Origin of the sequence: Sphingomonas sp. DBB INV C78 (assembly GCF_042693015.1) — a bacterium.
Lineage (GTDB): Bacteria > Pseudomonadota > Alphaproteobacteria > Sphingomonadales > Sphingomonadaceae > Sphingomonas_E.
Window position 1 is genome coordinate 2,698,093 of the sequence record NZ_CP170544.1, and the last position, 26,930, is coordinate 2,725,022.

The following is a 26,930-nucleotide window of genomic DNA, read 5'->3' on the forward strand; positions in this document are numbered from 1 at the left end:
GCACTATCAATGTTTGGCTTGGAGCTTGATCCTTCATTCCTAAGACTATGGTCCGAGCAGAACAAGCGGTGACAGTTATCATGCTTGCACATCCGGAGCGGGACTGAGGGAGAAATCCGAGCCGACCTTTGGATTGCGCCGCTGGAAAGCGTGATCTCCACGTTGCGACGTGACATAGCTGTCAACGCTCCTTTCCAGCTTCATCGAGATTCTTGGCTATTGGCGAGAGCAAATACCGCATGATCCGGCGCTCGCCCGTCTTGATCTCTGCCTGGACGGCAAGACCGGGTCCGATCGGCTGCTGTCGTCCGGCAATCCTAATGGTGCGCCGATTGAGCTTTATGCGAGCCGCGTAAATCAAGCCGGTCGGTGATGGCCTTCCGTTTGAGTCCCGTGCGGCACCGTTCGCCGACTGACCCTGCTCAATGGCGTCGCGGCTTATGCTGTCGACCACACCTTCGATCAGGCCATAATCTGTGAACGGAAACGCTTCCAGTTTCACACGCACGGGCTGACCTTCCCGGACGAAACCGATATCCTTGTTGAGGATCTGCGCCTCCACCTCGATGGCGCTGTCGTCGGGGACGATTACCATCATCGGCTGAGCAGGTTGGACAACGCCACCAACCGTGTTGACCGCGAGCTGCTGCACGGTGCCGTCGACCGGCGAGCGCAGTTGCTGAAACTCGCGACGGCGGGCGGACTTGCGCAGCTCTTCGGCAGCCAGGCTCGATTTGTCCTCAGCCTCCGCGAGTTCAGTCACCGCGGTTCGACCGAATGTTTCCCGAAGACGCGCCAGCTGAGCATCGAGATTAAGGATCGCCGCCCGGGCCTTGGCGGCCTCGCTCTCCTGCACCTGGATATTTTGCACATGTTCAAGACGGAGCTGCTCATATTCAAGCATCTTGAGCCTTGAGAAATACCCTTTTTCAGCGAGCTCCCGTCGCGCGCTCAACTGCTGGTCGACGAGCGGCAGCGTCTGCCTCAGCTTGATGATCTCGGCCCGCGCCCCCGTAAGCTCGGCCTCCTGCTCGGCCCTGCTTTGGGATAGTGAAGCCCTTTCCGCCTCATATTCTGCTATGGATGTGCGAACGAATTGCGCCTGTGTCTCGGCAATTTCAGGCGTGGTCCCGGGCGGCGCGTTGAACTTTGCCAACTCGCCCCGGAGGTGGGCCAACAGGGCATCATTTCTGGCTTCGACGAGCCGCGCGGAAAGCAGTCCCTGCGCAGCCTGGGCCTCGTCCGCACCGGCAAGCGTTGGGTCCAGTTCGATGAGAAGCTGCCCCTTCTTTACGTGCTGGCCGTTCCTCACATGGATCGCGCGGACGGAACCGATCTCGATCGGCTGGATGAGTTTGACGTTGGCCGAAGGGATGACCTTGCCCGTTGCCACGGCCACCATGTCGACTTTGCCGATGATCGACCACAGGATGGCAATGGCAAACAGACTGCATAGCGTCAGCAACAGCCAGCGCAGCCCCGGGCTCGGCGGCCTCTCCATGATCTCGAGGGCTGCGGGCAAAAACTCATGATCGCTCATGGGGCGGCGGATCGTGTCGGCCACATTCTGCGCTCGCCACGCTTCTCGAAGGACGGAAAGATGATGCGCCGTCGCCGGAAAACGCTCCAAAAATGCCGCAGCGACACTCATGCTGCGACCCCCATCTGCTTGGCATAGAGCTGGGCATAGCGCCCGCCACTACGGACGAGTGTCTCATGACGGCCCTCCTCTGTGATCTCACCCGCCTCGACGGTCACGATCCGGTCGCACTGCCGGACGGCCGAGAGGCGATGGGCAATGATCAGGACGGTTCGGCCGTTCGTGATTTTCTGGAGATTGCGTTGGACGATCTCTTCGCTCTCCGCATCGAGCGCCGACGTCGCCTCGTCCAGGATCAGGATCCTGGGGTTTCCGACAAGCGCGCGCGCGATCGCAATCCGCTGGCGCTGGCCACCGGAGAGGTTGGAGCCCCGCTCGTCTATGATTGTGTCATAACCTTGGGAAAGCTGAAGAATGAAATCATGAGCACCGGCCAGGGTCGCTGCAGCAATCACCGCATCCATGGAGAGCGTGGGATCGGCGAGCGCGATATTGTCGCGAACCGACCGATTGAACAGGATGTTTTCCTGCAAAACCACACCGATCTGACGACGTAGCCACGCGGGGTCGACCAACGAGAGATCGACGCCATCGACGAGCACACGGCCCTGCTCAGGCGTGTAGAGACGCTGGACCAGTTTGGTGAGGGTCGACTTGCCCGAGCCCGACGGGCCGACGATGCCGAGCACCTCGCCCGGCGCGATATCCAGTGCCATACCGCGCAGCGCTTCAGGCGCGTCGGGCCGGTAGCGGAAGCGCACTTTATCGAACTCGATCCTGCCCTTGATTTGGGGCAGGCTCGCGCGATTGGGATTATGCTCCGGCTCGGCCGGGGTATTGAGTACGTCACCCAAACGATCGACGGAGATCCGGACCTGCTGAAAATCCTGCCACAGCTGGGAAAGCCGTAGGATAGGGGCAGCCACCCGCCCCTGCATCATATTGAAAGCTACCAGTGCGCCAACGGTCAGGTCGCCAGCGATCACGGCGCGCGCTCCAAAATAGAGGATCGCGACAGTCGTCAGCTTCGACACTGCCTGGATGAGGTGGCTGCCCCAGTTCGACAGCGTCGCCACCGAAAAGCCGGTATTGGTATAACCGGCAAACTGCTTTTCCCATTTGTCGCGCATCTGCGGCTCGACGGCCATTGCTTTCAACGTGCCGATGCCGGTGATGCTTTCGACCAGGAAGGCCTGATTCTCGGCACCGCGACGGAATTTCTCGTCCAGCCGGCTGCGAAGCGTAGGCGTGATCATGATCGAAATAAGGGCATAGAGGGGGATGGAGAGCGCCACGATCAGCGTCAGCATCGGGCTGTAGAGATACATCACCACGAAAAAGATGACGGTGAAGAACAGGTCGAGCACTACCGTGACCGCATTCGACGTCAGGAACTCTCGAATGCGCTCGAGTTCACGCACCCGCGCAACGCTGTCACCCACTCGCCTCGCCTCAAAATAAGAAAGCGGCAGGTTCAAGAGATGACGAAACATGGTCGCCGAAAGCTCGGCGTCGACCCGGTTGGTGCTGTGGGCGAACAACCAGTTCCGTAGCCCCGAGAGGATCGTCTCCCAGAGAAGGATGACGGTGAGGCCGATGGCAAGCACGTCAAGCGTCGACATCGAATGATGCACCAGCACCTTGTCGATCACGAGCTGGAAGAAGATGGGCGACACCAGCCCCATGAGCTGGAGGAAGAAGGATGCGATCAGGACGTCCCGCAGAGGCTTTCGATATTTGACCAGCGCGGGAATGAACCAGCTGATATCGAACGGGCGACCTTCACCCGCTATCTGCTCACGCGAGGTCATCAGCATCACGTGACCTGAGAGGCGATCCGCAACCTCGTCCTGGGTCCAGATCTCAGGCCTCGGCGAGTCCGCCCGTTGAACGAGCGCCCGAGGCGCCTCTCCATCATCCTCAAGCTTAAGCAGGATGATGGTCTCATCATCGCGACAGCGCGCCAGCGCCGGGAGAGGCAGCTTCTGCAATTCCGACGGGCCTGCGGTACGCAACCGCGCAACGAGCCCAAGTCGCTTGGCGATTCGCGCGAGATCCTCAAATGTGTAGGCAGCATCTCCCTTGCCTCGATCGTGCGCGATCTGCTGGGGGTCCGCTGGCACGCCTAGAAATTTCGCGAGGAGGACGAAGCATGCCAACCCAGAATCGCCAGCAAGAAAAGCCACGCCGCGCTCTGCCGCGTGCAGCGTTGACGACGATGCCGCCTGGCTTGTGTCAGCCATTGGAACTAACAAGGATGGTCAGCCGACCATCGAACGCAAGTCGCTTCAAGCCACTCTCCGGGAAAGACAAGCTCCCCGGGAGGCACGCGCGCCAACAAATTCGCATACCCCCCGATAGCATGTCCTAGGTATCAACCCGACTGCGAAACAAAAGCGATTATTTCTCTATCGAAACGATAAAACAAGCTTCGTTTGAGTGATTTGGCCAAAATTGAGTGTTGCTTTTGGAGAAAGGCACAAGTCGCGTACTCAAGATGGGCGATTTAGATTGCCGGTCGCGGCTGCGACCGCTCCCTACACACCATTTCGCCTCCATATGGAGCACAGACGATTGGCTTGCCTGGTCCGAGGGTTTCACACACCGTTGTCTGTCGAGCATTTGACGAGAGATTTCGGCCGCGTCCGGTTGGAGGGAAATCATCTGGGACACAGACAGTGACGCATGCGCAGTTACCACAGCGCGCGGCTAGGCCGCGCGCAACTCATCGAGATAATCCGACCACCATTGGGCCATCTCCACCCGCTCGTTCCAGTGAGCGCCTCGGTGATAGGCTGCACGAACCTTGTCTCGATCACCATGGGCGAGCGCCCTCTCGATTGCATCCGGCGACCATTTGCCAGACTCATTTAACAAGGTACTGGCCATGGCGCGAAAGCCGTGTCCTGTCATTTCGTCGCTGGCGTAGCCAAGCCGCCTCAAGCAGGCATTCATGGTGTTCTCGCTCATCGGACGTGAGCGGGTGCGGACTGACGGAAAAACATAACCGGCCGGCCCAGTTATGCTCCGCATCTCCCTGAACAACTCAATCGATTGACACGACAGAGGAACATGATGGGGCCTCCGCATCTTCATTTTCTCCGCCGGGATCGTCCAGACGCCCGCGGATAAATCCAGCTCACTCCATTCAGCGTGGCGCAATTCGCCAGGCCGGACGAAGACGTGCGCCGCAATTTGTAGCGCCTGTTTCGTGATACCGAAGCCCTGATAGCCGTCGATCGCCCGGAGAAGTTCGCCCACGCGGCTCGCTTCAGTGACGGCGCCATAGTGCTTTACCTTGGGCGAAGCTAATGCCCCGCGCAGGTCACGAGTCGGATCGGATCCCAGTCGCGCAGTAGCGACCGCATAGCGGAACACCGCGCTGGCCAACTGCAACGTGCGACGAGCGCTCTCCAGATTGCCTTTTCGCTCGATTCGACGAACGGCTGCGAGAACATCTGCAGGCCCGATGTCTGTGATCGGCAACCGTCCGATCGATCGGGACAGCAGGCTGAGAAGATACTCACTGCGAATAACCGTTGCAGACGCCCAAGGCTTGTGACCGTCCTGCTTGCGCTTTTCACAATATTCCGCCGCCACAAGGGAGAAGGTGCAGGCGGCCATCGCTTGGGCCCGCAACCGCTCCTTCTGCTTTTCTCGAGAAGGGTCTTGGCCCGAGGCTAGCTGCTCCCTCGCCGCCTCTCGCCTTCGTCTAGCCTCACTCAAACCGACATCGGGATAGAGACCGATGCTGAGCTTTTTCTCCCTGCCATCGACTCGATATTTCAGCCGCCACAACTTTCCGCCGCTCGGCTGGATCTGAAGATACAATCCACCGCCATCTGCCAATTTGTACGCCTTCGTACGCGGCTTGGCATTCCGGACGGCCGCGTCAGTAAGTGCCACTTTCTCAAACCCTTCCAGCAGCGAACCCCCATTTTGGGGGCCTCGACAAATCGACCGATGGAACGAGGCCCCCAAAAGGCCCCCATTTCGCCTGGCTGCGGGCAAATGCACGCGATCTCCAGCGGTCAGTTGCCGGTAAAATATCCCTGATTTCTGCGGCTTGCAAAGACGCCAGTGGACGGCGGCGGTCTGAGAATTGGAGCGGGTAGCGGGAATCGAACCCGCGCGTTCAGCATGGGAAGCTGACAGGCTACCATTACATCATACCCGCCTGTGCCCGCCGGATAGCGTGACCAAGCGCGCTTGGCAATCAGGGGATAAGCAGGCTGGCGTCGCCATAGGAATAGAAGCGATAGCCGCTGGCGATGGCGTGGGCATAAGCCGCCTGCATCCGATCGCGCCCCATCAGCGCCGATACCAGCATGAACAATGTCGATTTCGGCAGATGGAAGTTGGTCATCAGCCCGTCGATCCCGCGGAAGCGGTAGCCGGGGGTGATGAAGATCGCGGTGTCGCCGTCGAAGGGGCGGATCACATTGTCCTCGCCCGCAGCGCTTTCGATCAGACGGAGCGAGGTGGTGCCGACCGCGATCACCCGGCCGCCGCCGGCGCGGACGGCATTCAGCCGATCGGCGGTGGCGGCGTCGATGCGGCCATATTCGGCGTGCATCCGGTGATCGTCGGTATCGTCGGCCTTGACCGGCAGGAAGGTGCCGGCGCCGACATGGAGCGTCAGCGTGACATGGCCGACGCCACGTGCCTCCAGCGCTTCCAGCAGGCCGGGCGTGAAGTGGAGCGCGGCGGTCGGGGCGGCGACCGCACCCGGCTCGGCCGCGAACATCGTCTGATAATCCTGCTGGTCGCGCTCGTCCGCCGCGCGCTTGCCGGCAATATAAGGCGGCAGCGGCATGCGGCCGGCGCGTTCCAGCAGCAGTTCGACAGGCTCGTCGCCTTCGAATTCCAGGAGGACAGAACCGTCATCGCCACGGCCGGCGGCAATGGCGGTGACGCCCGCGCCGAACTCCACTTGGTCGCCATCGCGCAGGCGCTTGGCGTTGCGGACGAAGGCCCGCCAGGCGCGCGGCCCTTCGCGCTTGTGGAGGGTCGCGCCGATCCGCGCCTCGCCCCGCCGCCCTTCAAGCTGGGCGGGGATGACGCGAGTATCGTTGAACACCAGAGTGTCGCCGGGACGCAGGATATCCGGCAGGTCGCGGACGACGCGATCGGCCAGCCCGGCACCATCCAGCACCAGCATCCGCGCCGCATCGCGCGGGCTGGCGGGACGCAGGGCTATCCGCTCGGGCGGAAGATCGAAATCGAACAGGTCGACGCGCATGCCGGTCCTTCCAGACCGCGGCCTATTTCTTCGGCTTTTCTTCCTTGAGATCGCCGCGAAGCACGCTTTCCACCGCCTGCTTGCCGACCTCGTCCTCGGCCGGGGCCGCGGGGGTAGCCGCCACGGCCACCGGCATCGTCGGCTCCAGCGCTTCGGTGCGGATGCGGACGATCTTCGTCGGATTGGCCGGCGGTTCGCCCTTCTCGATCGCATCGACATATTGCATGCCGGAGATCACGCGGCCGATTGCGGTATATTTGCCGTCGAGCCGCAGATTGGGCGACAGCATGATGAAGAATTGGCTGTTGGCGCTGTCCTCAGACTCCGACCGGGCCATCGACATCACGCCGCGGACGTGGGGCAGATCGTTGAACTCGGCCTTGAGGTCCGGCAGCTCCGAACCGCCGCTGCCGTCGCCCTTGGGATCGCCGCCCTGGGCCATGAAGCCTTCGATCACGCGATGGAAGGCAAGGCCGTCATAAAAGCCCTTGTTGGCGAGCGTACGAATCCGCTCCACATTATGGGGCGCCTTGTCGGGGCGGAGCAGGATCTTGACGGTGCCGCCGGTCGACAGCTCCAGATCGAGCACGTTGGCCGGATCGATCTGCGGCGCGGGCGCAACCACCGGCGCCGCTGGCGCCGCCGGCGCGGCATCCTGCGCGATGGCGGGATGGAATGCGAACAGGCCCGAGACCGCGGCCACCAACAGCTTCAAACGCATCGACACTTCATCTCCCGACGGGGCGGCCCGCGCCTTTGCCCCGAACCCCATTTCCCGCACCTGAATGATCAGGCGCCCTTCACCCCGATTTCGGCCACCCGCGCCTGCACTTCAAGTGCGACGGCAGCCGGCACGAACTTGTCGATCGCGCCGCCATAGAGCGCGATTTCCTTCACCAGCCGCGACGCGATCGGCTGCAGGCCGACGTCCGCCATCAGGAAGACCGTCTCCACCCGATCGTTGAGCTGCTGGTTCATACCCGCCATCTGATATTCATACTCGAAATCGGAGACGGCCCGCAGCCCGCGCACGATGACCCGTGCGCCTTCACGGTCGGCGAAGTCCATCAGCAGCGAATCGAACGTCACCACCTCGATATCGCCGGGGATCGCGGCAACTTCGCGGCGGATCATCGCCAGCCGCTCCGGAATCGAAAACATCGGCGTCTTGGCCGGATTGGTGGACAGGCCGACAACCAGCCGATCAACCAGCTTGGCGCCGCGACGGATGATGTCGATATGGCCGAGCGTGACCGGATCGAACGTGCCAGGATAGACGCCGACGCGCGCCATCAACGGTCCCTTTCAATGATGTAGGCGGCAACGGCACGCAGCAGATCGGCTTCCTCGCCAAAGCTGGCGAGATGCGCGATCGCCTGTTCGACCAGGATTTCCGCCTGCTGCCGCGCCCGATCCTGCCCGAGCAGCGAGACGAAGGTCGCCTTGCCCGCAGCGGCATCCTTGCCCACCGCCTTGCCGGTCGCCTCTGGATCACCCTCCACATCGAGGAGATCGTCAGCGATCTGGAAGGCGAGGCCGATGTCGCGCGCATAGTTGCGCAGGCGCCCCCGCCCTTCCGGCGGCACCCGGCCCATGATCGCCCCGGCTTCGAGGCAGAAGCCGATCAGCGCGCCAGTCTTGAGCTGCTGGAGCTTGGTGACGGTCGGCAGGTCGAAGCTTTCGGTTTCGGCGGCGAGGTCCATCGCCTGCCCGCCCGCCATGCCGGCCGGCCCCGCGGCGCGGGCGAGTTCGGCGACAAGCTCGATCCGGACGAACGGATCAGAATGCGTCGCCTCTTCGGCCAGCAACTCGAACGCGATTGCGTGAAGCGAGTCACCGGCGAGCACGGCTGTCGCTTCGTCGAACGCCTTGTGGACGGTCGGCTTGCCGCGGCGGACATCGTCATCGTCCATGCAGGGCAGATCGTCATGGACCAGCGAATAGACGTGGATGCATTCGATCGCAGTGGCGACGCGCATCGCCGCCTGGCGATCGACATGGAAAAGATCGCAGGCCGCACAGACGAGCAGCGGCCGCAGCCGCTTGCCGCCACCGATCGCGGCGTGGCGCATCGCAGCATAGAGCGAGCGCCGCGCATCATCCGGCACTTCCAGCAGCAGATCGAAGTGGCGGTCGACCTCAACCGCCACCTGCTCCATCGCCGCCCGGAGTTCGACCGGCGGAGCAATCACGCCATCATCAGCCGGCATCGAAGGTCGTTGCGCCCGCCGGGCGGCCGTCCGCACCCAACCCGATCTTCTCGATCCGCGCCTGCGCATCCTTGAGCCTCTTTTCGCACTGGGCGCGGAGCGCATCGCCTTCGGCATAAAGCTTGATCGAACTTTCGAGCGGCTCCTCGCCGCTTTCCAGCCGCTGCACGATCGCCTCCAACCGCTTCAGCGCGTCCTCGAACGAGAGTTCGGAAATGGTGTCTTCATCCTGCCCCATGCCCGGCTTGTGGCGGGCGGGAAGGCGGGGGTCAAGCCGCGCTTGTCGATACCGGCGCGGCGGCGGCCTTGGCGGCTTCCTCTGCCACCAGTTCCTTGCGGCTGAGCTTGCCGATCAGCGTCTTGGGGAGGTTGAGACGGATTTCCACTTCGACCACGCGTTCATGCTTGCCGAGTTGGGGGTTGAGCCAAGCGCGAAGCTCCTCGCCCGAGACCTGCGCGCCTTCCTGGAGCGTGACGAACGCCTTCGGGCTTTCGCCGCGATAGGGATCGGGAATGCCGATCACCAGCGCCTCCTTCACCGCTGGATGGCGATAGAGCACGGCTTCGACCTGGCTGGGGAAGACCTTGAACCCGCCGACCGCGATCATGTCCTTCAACCGATCGACGATGCGGATATAGCCGTCGGCGTCGATCAGCCCGACATCGCCCGTGCGCAAGCCGCCATCGACGAAGATGTCGGCATCGGCATCCGGCCGGTTCCAGTATCCCATCATGATCTGAGGACCGTGAATCACAATCTCGCCCGGCTCGCCATCGGCGGCGGGGCGATGGGGATCTTCGCGATCGACCAGGCGAAAGGTGGTCGCAGGCAAGGGCTGGCCGATCGTGCCGGTGCGATTTTCGCCTTCATAGGGATTTGCGCTGACGATGCCGCTTTCCGTCAGGCCATAGCCTTCGCACAGCCGCGCGCCCGTCACGTCCTCGAACCGGGTCTTGAGCTCCTGCGGCAGCGGCGCCCCGCCCGAAATACAGATGCGCAGCGAGGAGAAATTGGTCCGCGCCGTCTTGGGATGATCGAGCAGCGCGCGATACATGGTCGGCACCCCCGGCAACGAAGTCGCGTGCGTCCGCGCGAGCGCGGCCAAGGTCTGCCCCGCATCGAAGCGCGGCAGCAGCACCATCTCCCCACCATTGAGCACGGTGCGGTTGAGCACTGTCGCATTGGCGAAGATGTGGAATAGCGGCAGCACACCGATGATCCGGTCCACATCCTCATGGCGCGGATCGATGGCGACGATCTGGCGGGCATTGGCGGTCATCGCCTGATGGCTGAGCTTCGCGCCCTTCGGCGTGCCCGTGGTGCCGCCGGTATATTGCAGCATGGCGACGTCGCGATCCGGATCGATCGTCACGTCCGGCGCCTTGCCGTCATTATGGATCAGCTTCGAGAAAGCGATGATCCGCGGATCATGCGGCCGCGGCGTGACCTCCTTGCCGCGGAACAGGCGGTAGAAGAGCGATTTGGTCGCGGGCAATGCGCCCGCCACCGATCCCACCACCAGCCGCTCCAGCCCCGTCTTCTCCATCACCTCCAGCGCGGTCGGCAGCAGCGCCGAGGCCGACAAGGTGAAGAGGATCTTCGTCCCCGAATCCTCGACCTGATGGGCAAGCTCATCGACGGTATAGAGCGGAGAGAAATTGACGATCGTGGCGCCGGCCGCCAGCGCGCCATAATAAGCCGCGACATAATGGGGCACGTTGGGCAGGAACAGGCCGACACGGTCCCCCTTCCCTACCCCGAGCGCAGCAAGGCCGGCGGCGACGCGGCGCACGCCGGCAAGGGTTTCCGCATAGCTATATTTACGGCCCATAAAGTCGATCAGCGGACGATCCGGCCATTGCGCGGCCGAAGCCGCGAACATTTCGGGCAGGCTCATGGACGGATAGTGCGCATCCCACGCCACAGGATGGCGATAGGCGGTGCGCCAGACGGAAGCCGGATCAACCATTACGCTTACGTAAACTGGAGGTTTCAGAGATGCAAATCCGCGCGTCCCGGCGAAGAGGCATTACAGCTCAAATGCTTATCTCCACCCGCCCCGCAGGGCACAAGCATTCCCGTCGATCAATCGGTATAGCCGTCACGGCGGAGCTTCGCGATCTCGGCATCCAGCGCCGCGGTCGCCCGACGGCGCTGATCCGACGTCAGATCCGAACGGCGGATGTCGTCGCGCGCCTCGCGCAGCGCATCGGCGACCTCTGCACGGATCGCACGGACATCGACACAGTTGCTCGCGAGCACCGCCATCGCCTGGCCATGGTCCATGCTGGCGGAGACGCGCTTCGCGCCCGGCCGATTGCCGCATTCGCGCTCCAGATCGGCGCGGGCCTCCGCCATGGCGGCGCGCACCTGGCCTTCGATATCCATATCGGCAACTTCGCGCATCGCCTCCCGCTGGGCCTGGCGTGCCTCGCGCTCGATCTCGCGCGCTTCGGCCGCACGTTCGCGAGCTTCGGCGCGCGCTTCCGCCGCCCGCTCCCGCGCCTCTGCCGCCCGTTCGCGGGCAAGTTCGGCATTCTGGGCGACCGTTTCGGGATCGGAGGCAACGACCGGCGTCGGTGCGACGGGGGCCATTGGCGGCACCGGAGCATCGGCCGGCTCGGCAATCGAGGATGCGTCGGGCGCGACCACCGAGGCGACGACCGGCACCGGCTTGACCGCCGGCACTGGCGCCGGCGCCGTCACCGGATCGACCGCAGCGAGCCGGGGGATTTCGAGGCCCGTCTTCGCCGCGATCCCGCCCGACGCGGTGAGCACCAGGCCCGCGCCCACCAGCGCGCCGGCCAACGCCGAGCCCGCCATGCGCCGCACGCGACCAGTCTTGATCGTGGCCATCATCCTCAATCTCCTCTTGATGCGGGCAGCGCCGAGCGCGCAGGCGGCGGCAGGGGTGGCCCCGACAGCCGATTTCACGAGCGCGGTGGCATAGGCATGGTGCTCCCCCGCCGGTTCGGCAGCGAGCACCGTTTCGTCGCAGGCCAGTTCCTGATCGGCGCGGAAGGCGCGATAGGCGATGTGCGCGAGCGGGTTGAACCAATGCAGTGAAAGCAATGCGAGCGCGGCGATGTTCGCGATCAGGTCGCCGCGGACGTGATGCGCGACTTCATGGGCGAGCACCAGCCGCTGCTCCTGCCGCGTATAACGCTGGCGGAAATCGCCGGGCAGCAGGATGTGGCGGCGCAGGATTCCGGCCGCCACCGGGCCGTCCACGCCCGCGCTCATATGCACGGCAATGCCGCAGCGCCGGCACAGGAAGGCGGAACCCCTAAGCGCCATCTTCAGGAAATGACGGTAGATGCCGATCTGCCAGCCGAAATGGAGCGCGGCGCCGCCCAGCCAGACAGCCAGCGCGATCGCAAACCAGTCCGGCCCCGAAGAGGCCAGGGCTTCCGACCCGCCGCCCGAAGCCGGGAAGGCGGCCGCGGCCTGCTCCAGCCCGGAAAGATCGATCCGGATGGGCACATGCGCCACCACCGGCTGAGCGGCTTCGGGCAAGGGCGGCATCACCAGCCTCAGCACCGGCAGCGCCCACAGCATATATGCGACCCGCGCGCCAAAAGCGGTGGCGACGCGCCCGCGCACGAGCAGGACCACGCCCATCAGCAATGCCGACGCGACGAGGTTCTCAGCGATCCAGGCGGCGCTCATTGCTTGAGCGCCTTCAGCAGCGCCTCGATCTCGGCAATGTCGTCGGGCGTAAGCTGGTCCTGTTCGGCCAGATGCGCGACGAGCGGCGCGGCGCGGCCGCCGAACAGGCGATCGATCAGGCGGCGCGATTCGCGGGCGGCATAATCCGCACGCTCGACCAGCGGGCGATAGAGATAGCGGCGGCCATCCTCTTCATGTGCGAGCACGCCCTTGGCCAGCAGCCGGGCCAGCATCGTCTTGACCGTGCGATCGCTCCAGCCGCGGGCGCAATCGATCCGCTCGGCGACTTCGGCCGCGGTCAGCGGCGACTCCTCCCACAACACATCCATGACGGCATGTTCACCGTCGCTGATTCGCTCGACCATCGGCGTCCCTCCGATTACACTCGTAGTCATATTCGACTACGAGTGTAATCGTCAAGCCGCGATGTGCGGGATGTCTTTAGTGGCGGTGCTCGCGGCGCAGCGTGTAGCGGCCGTCGACATAGTCGTCGAAAATGCCGGAGATGGCCGGGTGATCGACCGGCTCGTCGCTGCCGTCATGTTCCAGATTCTGCTGGCTCACATAAGCGACGTAGCTCGAGTCCGCATTCTCGGCGAGCAGGTGGTAGAAAGGCTGGTCACGCGCCGGGCGAACCCCTTCGGGAATCGCCTCATACCATTCCTCGCTATTTGCGAAGACGGGATCGACATCGAAGATCACCCCGCGAAATTCCAGCAGGCGGTGCCGGACGACGTCCCCGATGGTGAAACGGGCGTGGGTAACGGCGGGGGCAATCAACTGCGCCTGACGATCTACGGAAAGCGAAATGTCCTTCATCATGATCCCAATCTAGGGTTTGTCGGGCAGGACGCAAGCACGACGCTTGGCAAGCTCGTTTCGTTCCGCTAAGGGCCGCCCCTCATCGACCGGACGCACCGTTTCCAACGGCCTCGTTCTTCAGCGGAGAGGTGGCTGAGTGGTCGAAAGCACCGCACTCGAAATGCGGCGTACGGGCAACTGTACCGTGGGTTCGAATCCCACCCTCTCCGCCAGAGGCTCCTCCACGGGGGTCCACGACAGTCCACTGATCTGGACAATTTCCGCAGAAAACCAAGGCTTTGTGGCCCGGCACCTTCCGTAGTCGTCCGCCACCTTTCGAAGGGCTCGTGGTACGACCGCGTGGTACCGGCACCTCAAAAACGTGGTACCGGAGATGACCCGTGCTTACCGATGCAAATGTACGGACCGCCAAGGCGCGGCCCAAGTCCTACAAGCTTACTGACAGCCTTCGCCTCTATCTGCTCGTCAACCCGAATGGCTCAAAGCTGTGGCGTTGGAGCTACACCTATGACGGCAAGCAGAAGTCCATGGCGCTTGGCATCTACCCCATGGTCAGTCTCGCCAAAGCCCGTCTGAAACGAGACGCCGCCCGTGAGCTGCTCGACCATGGGCGCGATCCCATGGTCGTCAAGAAACTTAGCATCGAGACCAACCTCGAAATCAGCCGCTACACATTCGAGCGAGCCGCGCGCGACTGGCATGCGAGAGCCAAGGGCCAATGGGCCAAGGTCCATGCCGCCGATGTGATGAGAAGTCTGGAACGCGACGTGTTCCCCAAGATCGGCCAGCTTCCCGTTAGCGAGCTGACCCCGCCCAACATCTTAAGCGTGCTGCAGGCGATGGAGAAGAGGGGCGCCATCGAATCAGCAAGGCGCGTTCGCCAGCGGATCTCTGCTGTCTTCGATTATGCGATCGCCAGGGGCATCGCCTCGACCGACCCGGCCGAAAGGCTCGGCACGGTGCTGATGCCAACCAGAAGAGGCCGCCAACCGGCCATCACCGACCTCAATCGCCTTCGCCAAATGATCATCGACGCCGAAGGAGATTTTGCGCGACCAGTTACCCGGCTGGCGCTGCGGTTCCTCGCGCTCTCCGCCGTACGCCCAAACGAACTGCGCGGTGCACGCTGGGAGGAGTTCGAGGATCTCAACGGCCAATCGCCGCTCTGGCGAATTCCCGCATCGCGAATGAAAGGCGACCTGGACCGGAAGGCGGAACTCCATGGTGACCATCTCGTGCCGATCACACCTCAGGCAATGGCCGTCCTCCGTGCTCTTTGGCCGCTCACCGGCGAGGGCGACCTTCTGTTCCCGTGCAGCCGCTTCTGGAATCGCCCAATGAGCGAGAATGCGATTGGCTACCTTCTCAACCGGGCAGGCTATCACGGCCACCACGTGCCCCATGGGTTCAGAGCGGCCTTTTCGACGATCATGAACGAATGGGCCGAGCGCGAAGGCAAGGAACACGACCGGGCAGTCATCGATCTCATGCTCGCGCATGTCCCGAAGGAAAAGGTGGAGGGTGCCTATAATCGCGCGGCCTACATGCCTCGCCGACGGGAACTCGCTCAAGCCTGGGCCGATATGTTGTGCGAAGGCCTGCCGGCGCCCGTCGAACTGGCGATCAGGCCAGCCAAAGCCACTGGGGAAAACAGCCGGCGACGCGTCCCTCGCCCGGTGGGGCCTGAATTCCTGTTCCCTGTCCGGACGGCCGCACATTAGCTTCTACGGTCCGGCCCCGGATGCGGGATCCCCGGCGCTTCCGCGACCGAGATGAGCAACATCTCGGCGCGGAAGGTGCGGCAGATGCCTGTGGTCTGTCACACCTTGCGCCGCTTGCCCTCAAACCCATCCTTCACATCATTGATCCAGGCCACGACCTCGATTTCACTCCAGCGCGAGGCGAACGGCAAGGGGCTGTCGGGAGCCGGGATCTTGTACGGCGCCGGAAACCGGCCCGCCTTGATCAGCTCGTAGATCATCGATTTGCCGAGACCGACACGGCGGCAGACCTCAGGCATGCGGATCAGGCGATCCCCGCCACTCGACATCTCAACCATTCGTGAATTCCAGAGAACTGATAGAGGTCGATGACCTCGGCGGCTTCGACACTGGCGGAACCAGATTTATATACGAGGTGATCATCCCGGCGCTCCCACACCCGTTTTGTCGAGCGTGCGCTCGCCCACCGCAATTTTGCGCCCAAGCTGAACGATGAAGCGTTCGAATCTTTCGTTGCCGACAGCTCGCGCCGCTGAGTCGCCCTCCGGGAGAAGTGCTGTCACGGTGAGTTGATGCCGCACGAACAGCGCGAGTGCCTCGAGCACCACTTCGACATCGCGGCGACAGGCGGAGATGTCGCGGGAAAGCCGGTCGAGCCGGACCTTGAGCAGATCATCAAGCTCCTTCGTTGCCCGGCGCGCCAGCCAGACGCGGATCGCTTCATTGACGATCCGCGACTTGTTGCCTCCCGGCTTCAGCGCCAGAGCCTCAAGCGCCTCGCTGAGTTCGCGGTCGATGTAGAGGTTCTGGCGGACCTTCATGGCTCGAGATCCGGGCCATTATCGCGATTGATGACATGCTCCTGGATCAGGGCTCTGCGGACCCGATCCATCATCCGCTTGTCCGCGGCGCCATCGGCGTCGTCTCGATCCGTATCGATGATGTCGACGTCCCTGGGCGCCGCGGGGGCCGATGTCCGCTCCTCCAGGCCCGGATGACGTTGAAGTCCGGGGCCAGTTTCATCATCGTCATTGGCGGGCTTGTCGTCGCGTACCGCAAGGCGATGGTCGGGCGACGCGACAAGCCCGGTCCAGTCATCGCTCCGCGGCGGAGGCAAGTCGGCAAAGCGGCCGGCCGCCAGCACTGGCGGTTCGACAATGCGTCCGCGAAAATTGCGATCCGCATAATAGCGCAGCTTCTTCGCCCGGATGGGCGGCATGCCCGCCACCAGCACCAGCTGGTCGTCAGGCGGAAGCTGCATGATCTCGCCCTGGGTCAGCAGGGGACGCGCTGTCTCCTGCCGACTGACCATGACGTGAGAGAGCCAGGGCGCGAGCCGATGGCCCGCATAGTTGCGCATCGCCCGCTGCTCAGTCGCGACCCCTAGCGCGTCGGAGATGCGGCGGGCGGTACGCTCGTCGTTGGTCGCGAAGGCGATGCGGACATGACAATTGTCGAGAATGGCGTTGTGCTCACCATAGGCCTTCTCGATCTGGTTGAGTGATTGCGCGATCAGATAGGCCCGCACGTTATAGCCCGCCATGAAAGCGAGACTCGTCTCGAAGAAGTCCAGTCGCCCGAGAGCCGGAAACTCGTCCAGCATCATGAGAAGCTTGCGCCTGGCCGGGCCGGCTCCGGACCCATCGAGCTTCTCGGTCAGCCGCCGGCCAATCTGGTTGAGAATGAGCCGGACCAGCGGCTTGGTCCGGCTGATGTCAGAAGGCGGAATGACCAGATATAGCGAGACAGGATGGGCCGCCTCTGTCAGGTCGGCAATCCGCCAATCGCAGGCCGAGGTGATCGCGGCAATGTTCGGGTCGCGATAGAGGCCGAGGAAAGACATTGCGGTCGAGAGCACGCCGCTGCGTTCGTTCTCGGACTTGTTGAGCACCTCTCGCGCCGACGATGACACCACCGGGTGAACCCGTGGCACATCCTCGGTGCCGAGATGATTGGTCATCATCATCCGTTCGAGCGTCGACGTAAACGGCCGCGCAGGATCGGAGAGGAAGGAGGCGACGCGTGCCAGCGTCTTCTCCTTTTCCGCATAGAGGATGTGGAGAATGGCGCCGACGAGCAGCGAATGAGAGGTTTTGCTCCAGTGCGACCTGTTTTCGAGCGCCCCCTCGGGGTCGACGAGCATGTCCGCAATATTCTGGACGTCGCGGACCTCGTTCGCGCCGCGCCGTACTTCCAGGAGCGGATTATATCGCGCCGACGCGGCGTTTGTCGGATCAAACAGCAAAGCGTGAGAGAAGCGCGACCGCCATCCCGCGGTCAGTTGCCAGTTCTCGCCCTTGATATCGTGGATGACCGCAGATCCGGTCCAGCTCAGCAATGTCGGGATGACCAGCCCCACCCCCTTCCCGCTCCGCGTGGGAGCGAAGGCGAGGACATGCTCCGGACCGTCATGGCGTAGGTAGTGGCTGCGCAAGCGGCCAAGAATCACGCCGGCATCAAGAAATAGGCCGGCGCGCCGGATGTCGCGATTGCCGGCCCAGCGCGCCGAGCCATAGGTCGTGACGTGCCGTGCCTGCCGCGCGCGCCAGAGCGAGCCCATGACCGCGGCGACACAGCCGAGCAAGCCGCTGGATGCGGCCAGCATGCCCGCCTTGTCGAAGACGTGCGGCGCGTAGGCGTCGTAATAATACCACCAAGGGAAGAGCGACCAGGGGCGGTAGATCGGCAAGCCGAACAGCAGGAACCAGGGAGACCCAAGCTGCGGTTGATAGCCGAGCATCGTGGCGCACCACTGGGTCGCGGCCCAGACGCCGCCAATCACGATTGCGAAGACGACCAGGATCTGGCCGAGCAGCAGCTTGGTCGGGGTCACGATCAAACTCCGGGAGAAAGCCGATTTCCTCCCGAAGAATCGCATGCATCAAGTCATACCGATATGGTCCCTACGCGGAACTGAGGTGCTTTTCACGGTCGGCAGGCGCATCGGGCACTGTCAAAATCACTCCATTCGACGGCCGCGGCCGAGCACCGAGCGAATCATCCAAGTCAGGAAATGCTCGGCCCCCGCTGGCGGCCAAAGGTCCAGCTAATGCCCTCGTCGCGCATGATGCCGGCGATGGACTTGCCCAACTGGCGTTCGAGCACGGGGCGCCAGGGAACCAGCGTGAAATCGCGCGACCGCTCGATCAACGCATGGCGACCGCTGGTCATCTCGACGATGCGCGCGAGCCGTCCCTCGATATGGTCGCCAGCCTCTGGCCGGGAAAAAGGCAGCTTGAGCTCCTCGGAGAGCTGCGCGGCCACGCGCAACAGCTCGCGACGACGCAGCGTTTCGATCATTCCGGCCTGATAGAACGTTTTGCCGCCCTGCTCCTCGGCAAGCTGCTCGTTGACGAGCCATTGTCGGCGCTGTGCCTGAGCGGACTGAACATCGCGGCCGAACCCTGCGTCGCGCATCGGGTCGGGCGAAGGAGCGAGCAGTGACTTGTCGAGCCAGGTCGCCGCGTCGACGTCGATCATTTTCTCGAGCGGCAGCGTGGAGAGCGTTTGAACCGTGACGGGCCGGTCCTTTGCAAGGGCCGCCTCATAGGCCGCGGCACAATCGAGATGATCGGAGGAGATGACCCAATTTCCATCGACCTCACGCTCGACATCCCGGGTAACCCGACGCATCGCCTCGAGCCTGCGGACATGGGCTTCGACAAAGTCGAGGCTCGCTGCTGGGTCGTGGCGCAGATGGGCGTTGATCGAATAACGTCCTTCATTGGCAGCAGCCACGTCGGCCACGGTCCGATCGGCCTGTCGCGCGCCAATGGCGGCCGGGGAAATTTCGACGATCGCGCCGGCCGGCAGCGCTGCAACCTGGGGCCCCTTGCCGATATCGACATAATGAGCGCGCCCGTCGGTCGCTTCGACGATCATGTAGTGGCGATCCTGATATTCGTCGGCCAGACCACGGCTGACGACGCGTCCGACCAGCGACCGGGCTTCGCTGGCAAGGGGGTCGTAGATCACCTGCTCGGCGATCGCGGGACCGTGGCCGCGTCGCGCAAAGTCGCGCTGCATGGTGCGAATGATGTCGCCGCGCTCGCCCATCACTTTCAGCGTCTCGGCGAGATCCGGCGAAAGGCGCCAGTGGCTGCAGCCGACCTCGGTAGCCAAACCCATGCGCTCAAGCTTGCGCAGGCGGCCCATCCGCAAGCTCTGGTCGAAGGCGCGTGGAGCCTCGGCGGTCACGAGCATGTCGTGTTCGACGTCGCGGATCAGCTGGCGGTCGATGCTGGTGAGGCGTTCCTGTTCGATCTCGGCGCGCAGCCGCTGTTCAATTTGGCGGTCGGTCCGAGGGCCAAGATCGAGGTCGACGAGCTCGCACGCGCGTTCGCGCAAACCCTGCCGGATATAGTCGCGGGCGATGACCAGATCTTCCCCGCGTTCGTCCTTGCCGCGCAGGATGATGTGGGTGTGGGGATGGCCGGTGTTGAAATGATCGACCGCGACCCAGTCGAGCTTCGTTCCCAGATCCTCTTCCATCCGCGACATGAGGCGACGGGTCAGGGGTTTGAGATCCTTATATTCCATGCCGTCTTCGGGGCTGACGATGAACCGGAACTGGTGGCGATCCTCTTTCGCCTGTTCCAGCCAGTTCGAGCGCTCCACCTTGTCGGCATCGGGGCCATAAAGATCGCCGCGCCCGCCATCGCGCGTCGTGCCGTCCCGCTCAACATAACGCAGATGCGCTTTGGCGGCGCCCAGGCCCTTGCCACGCAGGGACACGATCCTCGCCTTGACGATCACCCGGCGCTGACGGAACGCAGCATGGCCGTCGCGCGCCGAGAGGACACGGCCGACGCCGGCGCCACGGCCGATCCGGCTCCCGGTAAAGCTGCTATCCCTGCCCTTGCCCGTGGCACCGCCTCGCGCCTGGTTGGCGGCAGCAAGGACGTGATGGAGGAATTTGCGCGGGCGCGGCGGATGGATCTTGCCACGCATGCGGCCGAGCCGTGGTTCGAAATCGTCGGTGGTTGCCATGTCGGGCCGCCGTTCAGCCAGGGGTGACGTCAGCATGCGGGGCTCGTACGCACATGAAAACCGGTGCCGGCCCGAATGGCGGAATTGAGCTGATTTCGAGCGAGATGGCACTGTGGTCATGCCAACGGCACCGTTCGGGTCTCTCGAACAAAGGATGTGCAGACAATAGCTTAGGGCACGCCGGCAGATGCCGGCAGTGCCGTAGCTTTCTATCTTGCCTTACGCGCCTCCCCTCCCCGCACCTCGCTCCCTGTCCCCGTTCACCGCCCCTGCACGATCGCGATCATGGAAAAGGAGCGATGCGCCGCGCCCGACGCACCGCTCCCGATCTGCCTCCCTCCTCGATCAATTCGCCGCCGACAGCATCCTCTCCCAGGCAGCATCCGCCTCGATCTTGCGTGCCAATGCCACGTCCAGTTCGGCCCGGATCAGCGCCCGTTCCGATGCATCAAAAGGGTTCGAAAGCTCCGCCCGCAGCTCCTCAATTTCGACCTCGATCGCCATATCCGTCTCCTCGAAACTCGTGAAAGACGACGTCTCCGCGCGGGGTGGATCGGGCCGGGTCAAGGGATAAGGGCGCGCCCTCAAGCGCGCCCGCAACCGCGCGCAGCGCGGCGATGGGGGTTACGATTTTCTCAGCCCAGCCACGCCCGTCGAGGCGCGGAATGGCCCCGCTCTGGGCTGGGAAAATGGTGGGGCCCCGTCGTCCCTTGAGGCGGCCCGATCCATCCCGCATCCTAGGCGGAACTGAGCAGATATCCCCTCGACGCAAACGCCGACGCCCTTCGACATCAGCAGCAAAAAGCCCCGCGCCCGGTCGGGCGCGGGGCCGGTTCGGCTCAGTCGGCCGGGTTCCAGATGACGGCATAAGCGTCGTCGTCATCCTGCCCTGCCGCGCGGCCAAGATTGGCGTAGAGCCGGCGCGGGCCGAACTCGGGCGCGGCGAGGCTGAGCGAGACATAATCCTTGCCGGACATCTCGCCGGTCCGGATCCAGCCAGCGCCGATCTCGACGCCGCCGGTGGTCACCCGATAGTCGGGTTGCGCCTCATTGGCCTTGGCGCGGTTGGGAGTGATTTCGACATCGGCGCGGATCGAAAGCGTGCGGAGCTGGCCTTTGAAGCCTTCGCCGTTGCGCGTGACATAACCGATTGCGGGCATTGTTCGTCTCCTTGGAACTGCGCCCGGACCGTTCCGGGCGACGGGCGGACCTGCGGGACGGGTAAGCACGGCCTTCGAACCGCAAGGCCGGAGCGCCAGCGGAGGACCGGAGCCGACGGGCTTATTTGAAGCGAAGCGACCGCGAGGAGCCGGCTTATGCCGGCGGGGAAATAAGTCTGAGGCGATGGTTTCGAAGGCCGGGCGCCCGTCCCAGGTCATGCGCCCGAGGAGCCGGAATGGTCGGGTGAGATGCGGAGACGACCTGCTTTATCGGCATTCACGCCCAAAGCGATGCGATCGGCCAAGACATCCGCTGAATGGAACGCACACGGAAAATCGCCCCGGCCGCAAGGCCGGGGCGCGCCGGGATCCGGGACCGGCAAGGCTCCAGAGAGGGGCCGGCAGCGGGGGCCTGCGGATGGCAAGCCCCCTTTGTCGCGTCAGGCCGCGAGCGGAACCGGCACCGCATCCACCTCGCTCTCGGGCACGGGCAGCGCGTTGGCGACGGCCGGTGCGGCCGGATCGGGTTCGTCCGACGCGCCGAACAGACCCTCGATCCGGGCGTGCGCGGCGACCGTGCCGACCCCGCCGCGTGCCGTGTAGGCGGACGGCGGGAAGGCCATCCAGCGCGGCACCCAATTGTCGACCTTGGCTCGACCGTCATTGCCTTCGAGATGGTCAGTCACGATGTGTTTGAGCGTGGCCGATTTTTCCTTGGCGTTGGCCGTCGCGACCCTCTCGCCGGCCACGTCGGCGACGATCCGGTCCAGCACTTCGCGGTCCCGGATGAGCGCGAAAAAGGCGTGGTCGGCCTGCCAGTATCGGGCCATATCGACGCCGATATGCAGGCCCACCGCCGCCACCGCCGCGCTGCCCGAAGCCAGCGTCTCGCCCATGACGATGGCAACGACCTCCATCACAGCGGCGTCGGGCAATTCGAGCAGGCGAACGAAGATACCTGCCAACCCATGTTCAGCGCCATTGCCCCCGGTCACGGTCGGTTCCTCGGGCGAAAAACCGATGAGGTCGAGAATGACGCGCCGCTGACGGTCGAAATCCGTCTCGGCGAGGCAGGTTTCGAGGCTTTCGCGGACATCGTCATTGCGGGTCGTCTGCGGCTCAGGCTTCACGCCCCAGAGCGGCGAGCCGCATATGGCATGGGCGACCATCAATCGCAGCGCCACGGGCGGGTGGTGCAGCAGTTCGGTCCGGACGGCGGCATGGCGATGCAGATCGATGTAGGTCTGCATCGTGCTGGTGATCTCGGGCCGGGCCGGTTTGGTGCCGGGCCCTTCGCCGCGTTCGATCCGGCTCGCTTCCTTGCGGGTCACATAGCCCTCATGGAAGCTGACCTCGCCGGTGGATCGCACATCGACATAGATGCGCCCGCCCTTGCGCTTGGCTGCCTTCTCATATTCCCAGCTGTGGAACTGCTCAGACGGCGGAATGATCACGACATCGGCCCAACCCGCCTCCAGATAGGCGGCCTTCCGCGCCTCAATCTCTTCATTCTGTTGGGTCCAGAAGGCATCGGCATCGGCGAAATAACCACTGTCGCCGAACAGGTCGGCGACGATCTGACCGGCATAGGCGTCCAGAGCGAACAGCGCGTGAGCGGTGCTGATCGACTGCCCACCGAACAGCCAGGCCTTCAACTGGTAGCCGGTCGGTGCATAATTTTCGGGATCGTCGAACAGCGCCAGCCAAGCCTTTTGCTGGCTCTTGCTCGCCATCGTCAGATGGCGGACGGTCGTGGCGTCGATCTTCCCGCGCGCATAATGGTCGCGGATGCGCGGCAGGAGATTGCCGAGCGCGAGGATGCGCCGGACGGCCATTTCAGGAAGCCCGAAGGTCGCCGAAATATCGTCGGGCGTGCGGCCTTCCTTCACCAGCCGCGTGAAGGTTTCCCACTGGGTCACCTCGTCGGGATCGAGCCGGGCGATATTCTCGATGAGCGAGGCTTCGATGGCGGCTGCATCATCGGCATCGTCGAGGATGGCGCAGGGCAAGGCTTCGCCCTCCCCCTGCCCTTCTGCGGCAATCGTGCGTGCCGCCTCGAAACGACGCCGGCCCGCGACGATCTCATAGCCTTCTGCGTCGGGAGACGGTCGCACGAGGATGGGCATCAACACACCACGCGCGCGGACGGATGGCAGGATGTCGCTGATGTCGGGGCATTTGCGGCCGGCGCGCATGTTGGCGGGCGAGACGGCCAGCTTGCCAAGGTCGATGAAGTCGAGTTTCATGGCACTACTCCATGGGGGTACCGGTCCCGTCTGTTCATGAATCCTCTGACGGGACCGGCTTTGATCGGCGGTGGGAACGCGCCGCCACGTCCTCCGCAGCTCTGCGGAAGCCCGGTCAGCGACGCGCCAGTTCGGCAGCGGCCGCCTTCAATTGCTCGTCAAATTCGATGATGTGGCTGGCTCGGCGCGCAGCCTCGGCATAGACCGAGAGAGGGAAGCGGCCGGCAAAGCAAAGGTCGCGTTCGATCGCGAGGCCGAACGGCAGCCGCACGGAAATGATCTCCGAAAGCGAAAAGGAGCCGAGTTCGGGACAGCCAAAGCCGAGATCGGCCAAGCCGAACAGGGTGTCGCCATCCTCGTCCAGTTCGGTGGCAAGCCATATTCCCGCCCCCACCGGATTGAAGAGTTTGACGACGGGGGCCGGATCATGGCCCGGCTGGTCTGCGGCCAGCGCATTCGCACGCAACGCGAGACGCAACTCTTGCGTGACGAGGATCATCGCCTGTCTCCCTGCCTGCCCTGAAAAATCACAGGCCCCCGAAGAGCGGGGGTGGGCGGCAAGCGACCCGGCGGCCCGAAAGAGCGGGCCACCGCACCCGACAGGGCCGCAGCGTCAGCGGAGGACCTCGGGTTCGCAGGATCCGAGGTTGCGGCGGACTGCGGCGGGCCGAAGCGGGAGCGTCCGCGTGCCCCTGCTCGGCCGGGGCCAACAAACAGCGCCGCCGCGCTCCAGCGCGGCGACATCATTGAGCGGCGTTAGCGCCGACTTGGCTCAGTCCATGCTAGGGCACCGGCGTGGAAGAGATTCGTGACCCAAATTACTTTGAGGAACTTGCCCGAGTGGCCCGGCTGAAGGCGGCGGAGAGCAAGGACGCCGATGTGGTGCGCCGTCTTCGCGAGGCCGCGATCAGGCATGAGCGCCAGGCGCGGCGGCTTCGCCGTGCCGAGAGTTAGACTTCAGTTTCTGGTCGTCGGAACCGCAAACGGCATTCAGAATGCTAAAGGGTTCTAACCGAGACTAGGTCTGAACCAGCGGGCATCGATGTTCGCCGAGCGTCAGAGACCGGCTGAATTCGGGTCACGCCACCTTGGCGAGGGTATCAATACGCCGTTCGCAGGCATCGCGCACCAGCCGCTGGAGCAGCGAAATCCGTTCGCCCAGCCACGCCAATTCCTCGGCGGTGATACGATAATGGCGGGAATAGCGGGCCTTCACATAGGCCGCGCGCAGCAGCTCGTAGCAACGCTTCTCGAACTTGGTCTCGGTCGGCCAGACGGCCTTCAAGGACGGCTCTAGCCCTTCCGCCTGCTCGCGCAACCGGTTCAGATTATGGGTCTTGGGGCTGTAGAGCGTCCGAACCAGAAACAGGCAGTGGTAGAAGCGTTCGGTGGCCTGGTGCATGAGGAATGCAGCTTCTTTCAGCATCCCCCTCGCCGCCGCATCTTCTGAGAGGCGCCGAAAATTGTCAGCGCTCTCGAACCACTCGTCGAAATAATCCTGCGTCTCCTTGAGCGCCTGTTCCGGCGACAGGGGTTCGGGTTTGACGAAGGTGACGCCGGGAACGCCATAGAGGCTGATCCCGTCACGCATGATGTCCATGAAGAAGTAGCGGCCAAGGCCCAGCTTCTCGTTCACATCATCAAGATTGTGATAGATCAGGCTGACCGGCGTGCGAAGCTTGATGCCCTCGGAGAGCGCATCGAGCAGCACCTGCTCGGTCTCTAGCCAGAACTCGGGAACGTCGGTCAGATCCTCATGGTCGACGACGACCAGCAGGTCATAATCCGAGAAATAGCGGCCAACCGGATCCTCGACCCAGTCGCCTCGCGCGTAGCTGCCGAACAGGATGATCTTGAGGATCTGGCCGTTCTTCAGGCGATCGGCGCGCTTCGTCGCGATCGCCGTGGCAAAGCCCTCACGCAGCGTCTCGACCACGAACGCCAGCTCGCGGCGCTTGCCTTCGGGCAGATGGTCGAGGGAATGCTTCATAAGACCAGACTCGCGGCAATCGGCGGCTTTGCCAAGCCCTTATCGAAGTCGACGCCCCGGCTCATTCGAGCCGGGGCGTCGCGCGGGCCAGCGCCAGCAGCGCGTCGGCGACGTGGCGCTCGACGGTCGCCGGGTCGCTACCGGTCAGGAGAGCGATCTGCTCATAGTCCAGCCCGGCGAAGCGGTTGAGGCCGAACACCTGTTGCTGCTCCTTCGGCAGCGCAAGGAATGCTCGCTTGAGGAGACGCAGGATCGCGGCGTCAACGCGATCCTGCTTCTTGTCCTCGCTCACGGGCGTGGCTCCCGACATTGGTCGAGAATCCAGCGCGAGGCCCGGGCGGCTTGCGCTGCGGCCCGGAAGATGGCGCGCTCGTCGCCCGTCATCACCTCGAGCCAGGCACCGACATAATCGGCATGGCGGACCGTGGGCTTGATGCGGAGCTGGGCACAGACGAACGCGCTGGCGATCTCGGCGATCAGCTCTTCCTTCGCATAATCCACCGACCCGAACTGCCCCGACTGGTCACGGTTCAGGCGCGTGCCATGGCCCGTCCAGTGACCCAGTTCATGGAAGGCAGTGCGGTAGAAATCGATCTGATGATGGAAGGCCGGCTGGGGCGGCACCTGCACATAATCAGCGCCCGGATGGTAATAAGCCTTCTCGCCCCCGATCCGGAAATCCGCGCCGGTATTGGTGATGATCTCCTCGGCCAGTGGCACGATCTCGCGCTCGGGCAAGGGGACTGGTGAGGCCAGAAGCGATGGCGGCAAGCCTTCGCACTGATCGACATTGAAGACGGTGAAGCGCTTCAGAAAGGCAATCGAGCGCGCCTCCCCGCCCTCCTGCACCGCGCGTTCCTGCTCGGCCTGCGGGCAGAAGCGATCGGCAAAACAGACGGTGACGCCTTGCTCGCCCTCGCGGACATGTCCACCAAGCTCGCGCGCCTGTCGATAGGTGAGCCAGCCCTGCGAGCCATAGCCATGCTCGATGACGGCGCCCCACAGGATCAGGACATTGATCCCCGAATAGGGCCGATGGCTGGCGGCATTGCGTGGCAGGCCGGTGTCGACCCTGGCGCGATCCCATGGCTGGACCCAGGGCAATCGCCCTTCTTCCAACTCGCGGATGATGCGTTGCGTGACCTCGGCGTAGAGGCTCGGACGCCCACGCGCATGGCCATTACTGTGCTCGATCGAAGCTTGCGCGACCGACGCATGACGGACCTGACGATGAAGATTGCGTGCCATGGATCTGCTCCTTGAACATCACCGCAACCGGC

Annotated in this window: 24 protein-coding genes and 2 tRNA genes; 2 read left to right on the plus strand and 24 right to left on the minus strand. The window is 63.8% G+C overall.

The genetic code is table 11. The features are described 5' to 3' along the window. Window positions 1–181: 181 nt before the first annotated feature. The 13 genes from ACFB49_RS12655 to hspQ all read right to left on the minus strand — a co-directional run bounded on the left by ACFB49_RS12655 (window position 182) and on the right by hspQ (window position 13,544). On the minus strand, window positions 182–1,651 hold the full coding sequence (locus ACFB49_RS12655; RefSeq protein WP_380871525.1) for an HlyD family type I secretion periplasmic adaptor subunit: 1,470 nt from the start codon (window positions 1,649–1,651) through the stop codon (window positions 182–184). Further along, entirely contained in the window at window positions 1,648–3,843 is a 2,196-nt protein-coding gene (locus tag ACFB49_RS12660) for a type I secretion system permease/ATPase (RefSeq protein ID WP_380871526.1), read from the minus strand. The genes ACFB49_RS12655 and ACFB49_RS12660 overlap by 4 nt, the downstream gene beginning before the upstream one ends. 466 nt (window positions 3,844–4,309) lie before the next feature. Next, window positions 4,310–5,506 carry a tyrosine-type recombinase/integrase gene (locus ACFB49_RS12665; RefSeq protein WP_380871528.1) on the minus strand — a complete coding sequence of 399 codons (1,197 nt, stop codon included), beginning with the start codon at window positions 5,504–5,506 and terminating at the stop codon, window positions 4,310–4,312. 197 nt (window positions 5,507–5,703) lie between these two features. Continuing rightward, a tRNA-Gly gene (locus ACFB49_RS12670) sits at window positions 5,704–5,777 on the minus strand. Window positions 5,778–5,816: 39 nt separating this feature from the next. Beyond that, on the minus strand, window positions 5,817–6,842 hold the full coding sequence (queA, locus tag ACFB49_RS12675; protein WP_380871531.1) for a tRNA preQ1(34) S-adenosylmethionine ribosyltransferase-isomerase QueA: 1,026 nt from the start codon (window positions 6,840–6,842) through the stop codon (window positions 5,817–5,819). 22 nt (window positions 6,843–6,864) lie between these two features. Next, complete coding sequence (locus ACFB49_RS12680; RefSeq protein WP_380871533.1) at window positions 6,865–7,563, minus strand: peptidylprolyl isomerase; 699 nt, start codon at window positions 7,561–7,563, stop codon at window positions 6,865–6,867. A 68-nt stretch (window positions 7,564–7,631) separates the two neighbouring features. Then, window positions 7,632–8,135 (minus strand): pantetheine-phosphate adenylyltransferase, encoded by a 504-nt coding sequence (gene coaD / locus ACFB49_RS12685; RefSeq protein WP_380871535.1) that lies wholly within the window; start codon window positions 8,133–8,135, stop codon window positions 7,632–7,634. Then, window positions 8,135–9,052 (minus strand): polyprenyl synthetase family protein, encoded by a 918-nt coding sequence (locus ACFB49_RS12690; RefSeq protein WP_380871537.1) that lies wholly within the window; start codon window positions 9,050–9,052, stop codon window positions 8,135–8,137. Before ACFB49_RS12690 ends, coaD begins: the two co-directional genes overlap by 1 nt. After that, complete coding sequence (locus ACFB49_RS12695) at window positions 9,042–9,290, minus strand: exodeoxyribonuclease VII small subunit (RefSeq protein ID WP_380871539.1); 249 nt, start codon at window positions 9,288–9,290, stop codon at window positions 9,042–9,044. The genes ACFB49_RS12690 and ACFB49_RS12695 overlap by 11 nt, the downstream gene beginning before the upstream one ends. Before the next feature lie 31 nt (window positions 9,291–9,321). Continuing rightward, a complete protein-coding gene (locus ACFB49_RS12700; RefSeq protein ID WP_380871541.1) occupies window positions 9,322–11,022 on the minus strand; it encodes an AMP-binding protein in 1,701 nt (566 codons plus the stop codon). A gap of 116 nt (window positions 11,023–11,138) precedes the next feature. Further along, window positions 11,139–12,722: a M56 family metallopeptidase gene (locus ACFB49_RS12705; protein ID WP_380871543.1), complete on the minus strand. Its 1,584-nt coding sequence runs from the start codon at window positions 12,720–12,722 to the stop codon at window positions 11,139–11,141. Further along, entirely contained in the window at window positions 12,719–13,087 is a 369-nt protein-coding gene (locus ACFB49_RS12710; RefSeq protein WP_380871545.1) for a BlaI/MecI/CopY family transcriptional regulator, read from the minus strand. The genes ACFB49_RS12705 and ACFB49_RS12710 overlap by 4 nt, the downstream gene beginning before the upstream one ends. A gap of 76 nt (window positions 13,088–13,163) precedes the next feature. Continuing rightward, complete coding sequence (gene hspQ, locus ACFB49_RS12715) at window positions 13,164–13,544, minus strand: heat shock protein HspQ (RefSeq protein WP_380871547.1); 381 nt, start codon at window positions 13,542–13,544, stop codon at window positions 13,164–13,166. A gap of 122 nt (window positions 13,545–13,666) precedes the next feature. Here hspQ and ACFB49_RS12720 point away from each other — a divergent pair. Beyond that, window positions 13,667–13,756: transfer RNA gene (locus tag ACFB49_RS12720), tRNA-Ser, on the plus strand. Between the two features lie 168 nt (window positions 13,757–13,924). After that, window positions 13,925–15,265, plus strand: coding sequence for a tyrosine-type recombinase/integrase (locus ACFB49_RS12725; protein ID WP_380871549.1), 1,341 nt, complete (start codon window positions 13,925–13,927; stop codon window positions 15,263–15,265). Between the two features lie 98 nt (window positions 15,266–15,363). Here ACFB49_RS12725 and ACFB49_RS12730 read toward each other — a convergent pair whose 3' ends face one another. The 11 genes from ACFB49_RS12730 to ACFB49_RS12780 form a co-directional block, all read right to left on the minus strand. Beyond that, entirely contained in the window at window positions 15,364–15,603 is a 240-nt protein-coding gene (locus ACFB49_RS12730; RefSeq protein ID WP_380871551.1) for a helix-turn-helix transcriptional regulator, read from the minus strand. A gap of 81 nt (window positions 15,604–15,684) precedes the next feature. Then, window positions 15,685–16,086, minus strand: a complete 402-nt coding sequence (locus ACFB49_RS12735; RefSeq protein WP_380871554.1) for a CopG family transcriptional regulator — start codon at window positions 16,084–16,086, stop codon at window positions 15,685–15,687. After that, complete coding sequence (locus tag ACFB49_RS12740; RefSeq protein WP_380871556.1) at window positions 16,083–18,098, minus strand: conjugal transfer protein TraG; 2,016 nt, start codon at window positions 18,096–18,098, stop codon at window positions 16,083–16,085. Before ACFB49_RS12740 ends, ACFB49_RS12735 begins: the two co-directional genes overlap by 4 nt. A gap of 173 nt (window positions 18,099–18,271) precedes the next feature. After that, entirely contained in the window at window positions 18,272–20,290 is a 2,019-nt protein-coding gene (gene rlxS / locus ACFB49_RS12745) for a relaxase/mobilization nuclease RlxS (RefSeq protein WP_380871558.1), read from the minus strand. Between the two features lie 309 nt (window positions 20,291–20,599). Further along, window positions 20,600–20,758, minus strand: coding sequence for a hypothetical protein (locus ACFB49_RS12750; RefSeq protein ID WP_380871559.1), 159 nt, complete (start codon window positions 20,756–20,758; stop codon window positions 20,600–20,602). A 335-nt stretch (window positions 20,759–21,093) separates the two neighbouring features. Further along, the gene (locus ACFB49_RS12755) at window positions 21,094–21,414 is read right to left on the minus strand and encodes a DUF736 domain-containing protein (protein ID WP_380871560.1); all 321 of its coding nucleotides are present in this window, start codon (window positions 21,412–21,414) and stop codon (window positions 21,094–21,096) included. Between the two features lie 440 nt (window positions 21,415–21,854). After that, entirely contained in the window at window positions 21,855–23,660 is a 1,806-nt protein-coding gene (locus ACFB49_RS12760; protein WP_380871562.1) for a ParB/RepB/Spo0J family partition protein, read from the minus strand. 115 nt (window positions 23,661–23,775) lie between these two features. Next, window positions 23,776–24,159 carry a DUF2958 domain-containing protein gene (locus ACFB49_RS12765; protein ID WP_380871564.1) on the minus strand — a complete coding sequence of 128 codons (384 nt, stop codon included), beginning with the start codon at window positions 24,157–24,159 and terminating at the stop codon, window positions 23,776–23,778. Between the two features lie 579 nt (window positions 24,160–24,738). After that, on the minus strand, window positions 24,739–25,650 hold the full coding sequence (locus ACFB49_RS12770; RefSeq protein ID WP_380871566.1) for a HEPN domain-containing protein: 912 nt from the start codon (window positions 25,648–25,650) through the stop codon (window positions 24,739–24,741). A gap of 61 nt (window positions 25,651–25,711) precedes the next feature. Beyond that, window positions 25,712–25,942 carry an RNA polymerase sigma factor gene (locus ACFB49_RS12775; RefSeq protein WP_380871567.1) on the minus strand — a complete coding sequence of 77 codons (231 nt, stop codon included), beginning with the start codon at window positions 25,940–25,942 and terminating at the stop codon, window positions 25,712–25,714. Beyond that, window positions 25,939–26,898 (minus strand): ArdC family protein, encoded by a 960-nt coding sequence (locus ACFB49_RS12780; protein WP_380871569.1) that lies wholly within the window; start codon window positions 26,896–26,898, stop codon window positions 25,939–25,941. The genes ACFB49_RS12775 and ACFB49_RS12780 overlap by 4 nt, the downstream gene beginning before the upstream one ends. Between the last annotated feature and the right edge of the window lie 32 nt (window positions 26,899–26,930).

Bases quoted from the DNA above. Each gene is read 5' to 3' on its own strand.
- ACFB49_RS12655 (WP_380871525.1), bottom strand. From the start codon at position 1,651: ATGAGTGTCGCTGCGGCATTTTTGGAGCGTTTTCCGGCGACGGCGCAT.
- ACFB49_RS12660 (WP_380871526.1), bottom strand. From the start codon at position 3,843: ATGGCTGACACAAGCCAGGCGGCATCGTCGTCAACGCTGCACGCGGCA.
- queA (WP_380871531.1), bottom strand. From the start codon at position 6,842: ATGCGCGTCGACCTGTTCGATTTCGATCTTCCGCCCGAGCGGATAGCC.
- ACFB49_RS12680 (WP_380871533.1), bottom strand. From the start codon at position 7,563: ATGCGTTTGAAGCTGTTGGTGGCCGCGGTCTCGGGCCTGTTCGCATTC.
- coaD (WP_380871535.1), bottom strand. From the start codon at position 8,135: ATGGCGCGCGTCGGCGTCTATCCTGGCACGTTCGATCCGGTCACGCTC.
- ACFB49_RS12690 (WP_380871537.1), bottom strand. From the start codon at position 9,052: ATGCCGGCTGATGATGGCGTGATTGCTCCGCCGGTCGAACTCCGGGCG.
- ACFB49_RS12695 (WP_380871539.1), bottom strand. From the start codon at position 9,290: ATGGGGCAGGATGAAGACACCATTTCCGAACTCTCGTTCGAGGACGCG.
- ACFB49_RS12700 (WP_380871541.1), bottom strand. From the start codon at position 11,022: ATGGTTGATCCGGCTTCCGTCTGGCGCACCGCCTATCGCCATCCTGTG.
- ACFB49_RS12705 (WP_380871543.1), bottom strand. From the start codon at position 12,722: ATGAGCGCCGCCTGGATCGCTGAGAACCTCGTCGCGTCGGCATTGCTG.
- ACFB49_RS12710 (WP_380871545.1), bottom strand. From the start codon at position 13,087: ATGGTCGAGCGAATCAGCGACGGTGAACATGCCGTCATGGATGTGTTG.
- hspQ (WP_380871547.1), bottom strand. From the start codon at position 13,544: ATGATGAAGGACATTTCGCTTTCCGTAGATCGTCAGGCGCAGTTGATT.
- ACFB49_RS12730 (WP_380871551.1), bottom strand. From the start codon at position 15,603: ATGGTTGAGATGTCGAGTGGCGGGGATCGCCTGATCCGCATGCCTGAG.
- ACFB49_RS12735 (WP_380871554.1), bottom strand. From the start codon at position 16,086: ATGAAGGTCCGCCAGAACCTCTACATCGACCGCGAACTCAGCGAGGCG.
- rlxS (WP_380871558.1), bottom strand. From the start codon at position 20,290: ATGCTGACGTCACCCCTGGCTGAACGGCGGCCCGACATGGCAACCACC.
- ACFB49_RS12750 (WP_380871559.1), bottom strand. From the start codon at position 20,758: ATGGCGATCGAGGTCGAAATTGAGGAGCTGCGGGCGGAGCTTTCGAAC.
- ACFB49_RS12755 (WP_380871560.1), bottom strand. From the start codon at position 21,414: ATGCCCGCAATCGGTTATGTCACGCGCAACGGCGAAGGCTTCAAAGGC.
- ACFB49_RS12760 (WP_380871562.1), bottom strand. From the start codon at position 23,660: ATGAAACTCGACTTCATCGACCTTGGCAAGCTGGCCGTCTCGCCCGCC.
- ACFB49_RS12765 (WP_380871564.1), bottom strand. From the start codon at position 24,159: ATGATCCTCGTCACGCAAGAGTTGCGTCTCGCGTTGCGTGCGAATGCG.
- ACFB49_RS12770 (WP_380871566.1), bottom strand. From the start codon at position 25,650: ATGAAGCATTCCCTCGACCATCTGCCCGAAGGCAAGCGCCGCGAGCTG.
- ACFB49_RS12780 (WP_380871569.1), bottom strand. From the start codon at position 26,898: ATGGCACGCAATCTTCATCGTCAGGTCCGTCATGCGTCGGTCGCGCAA.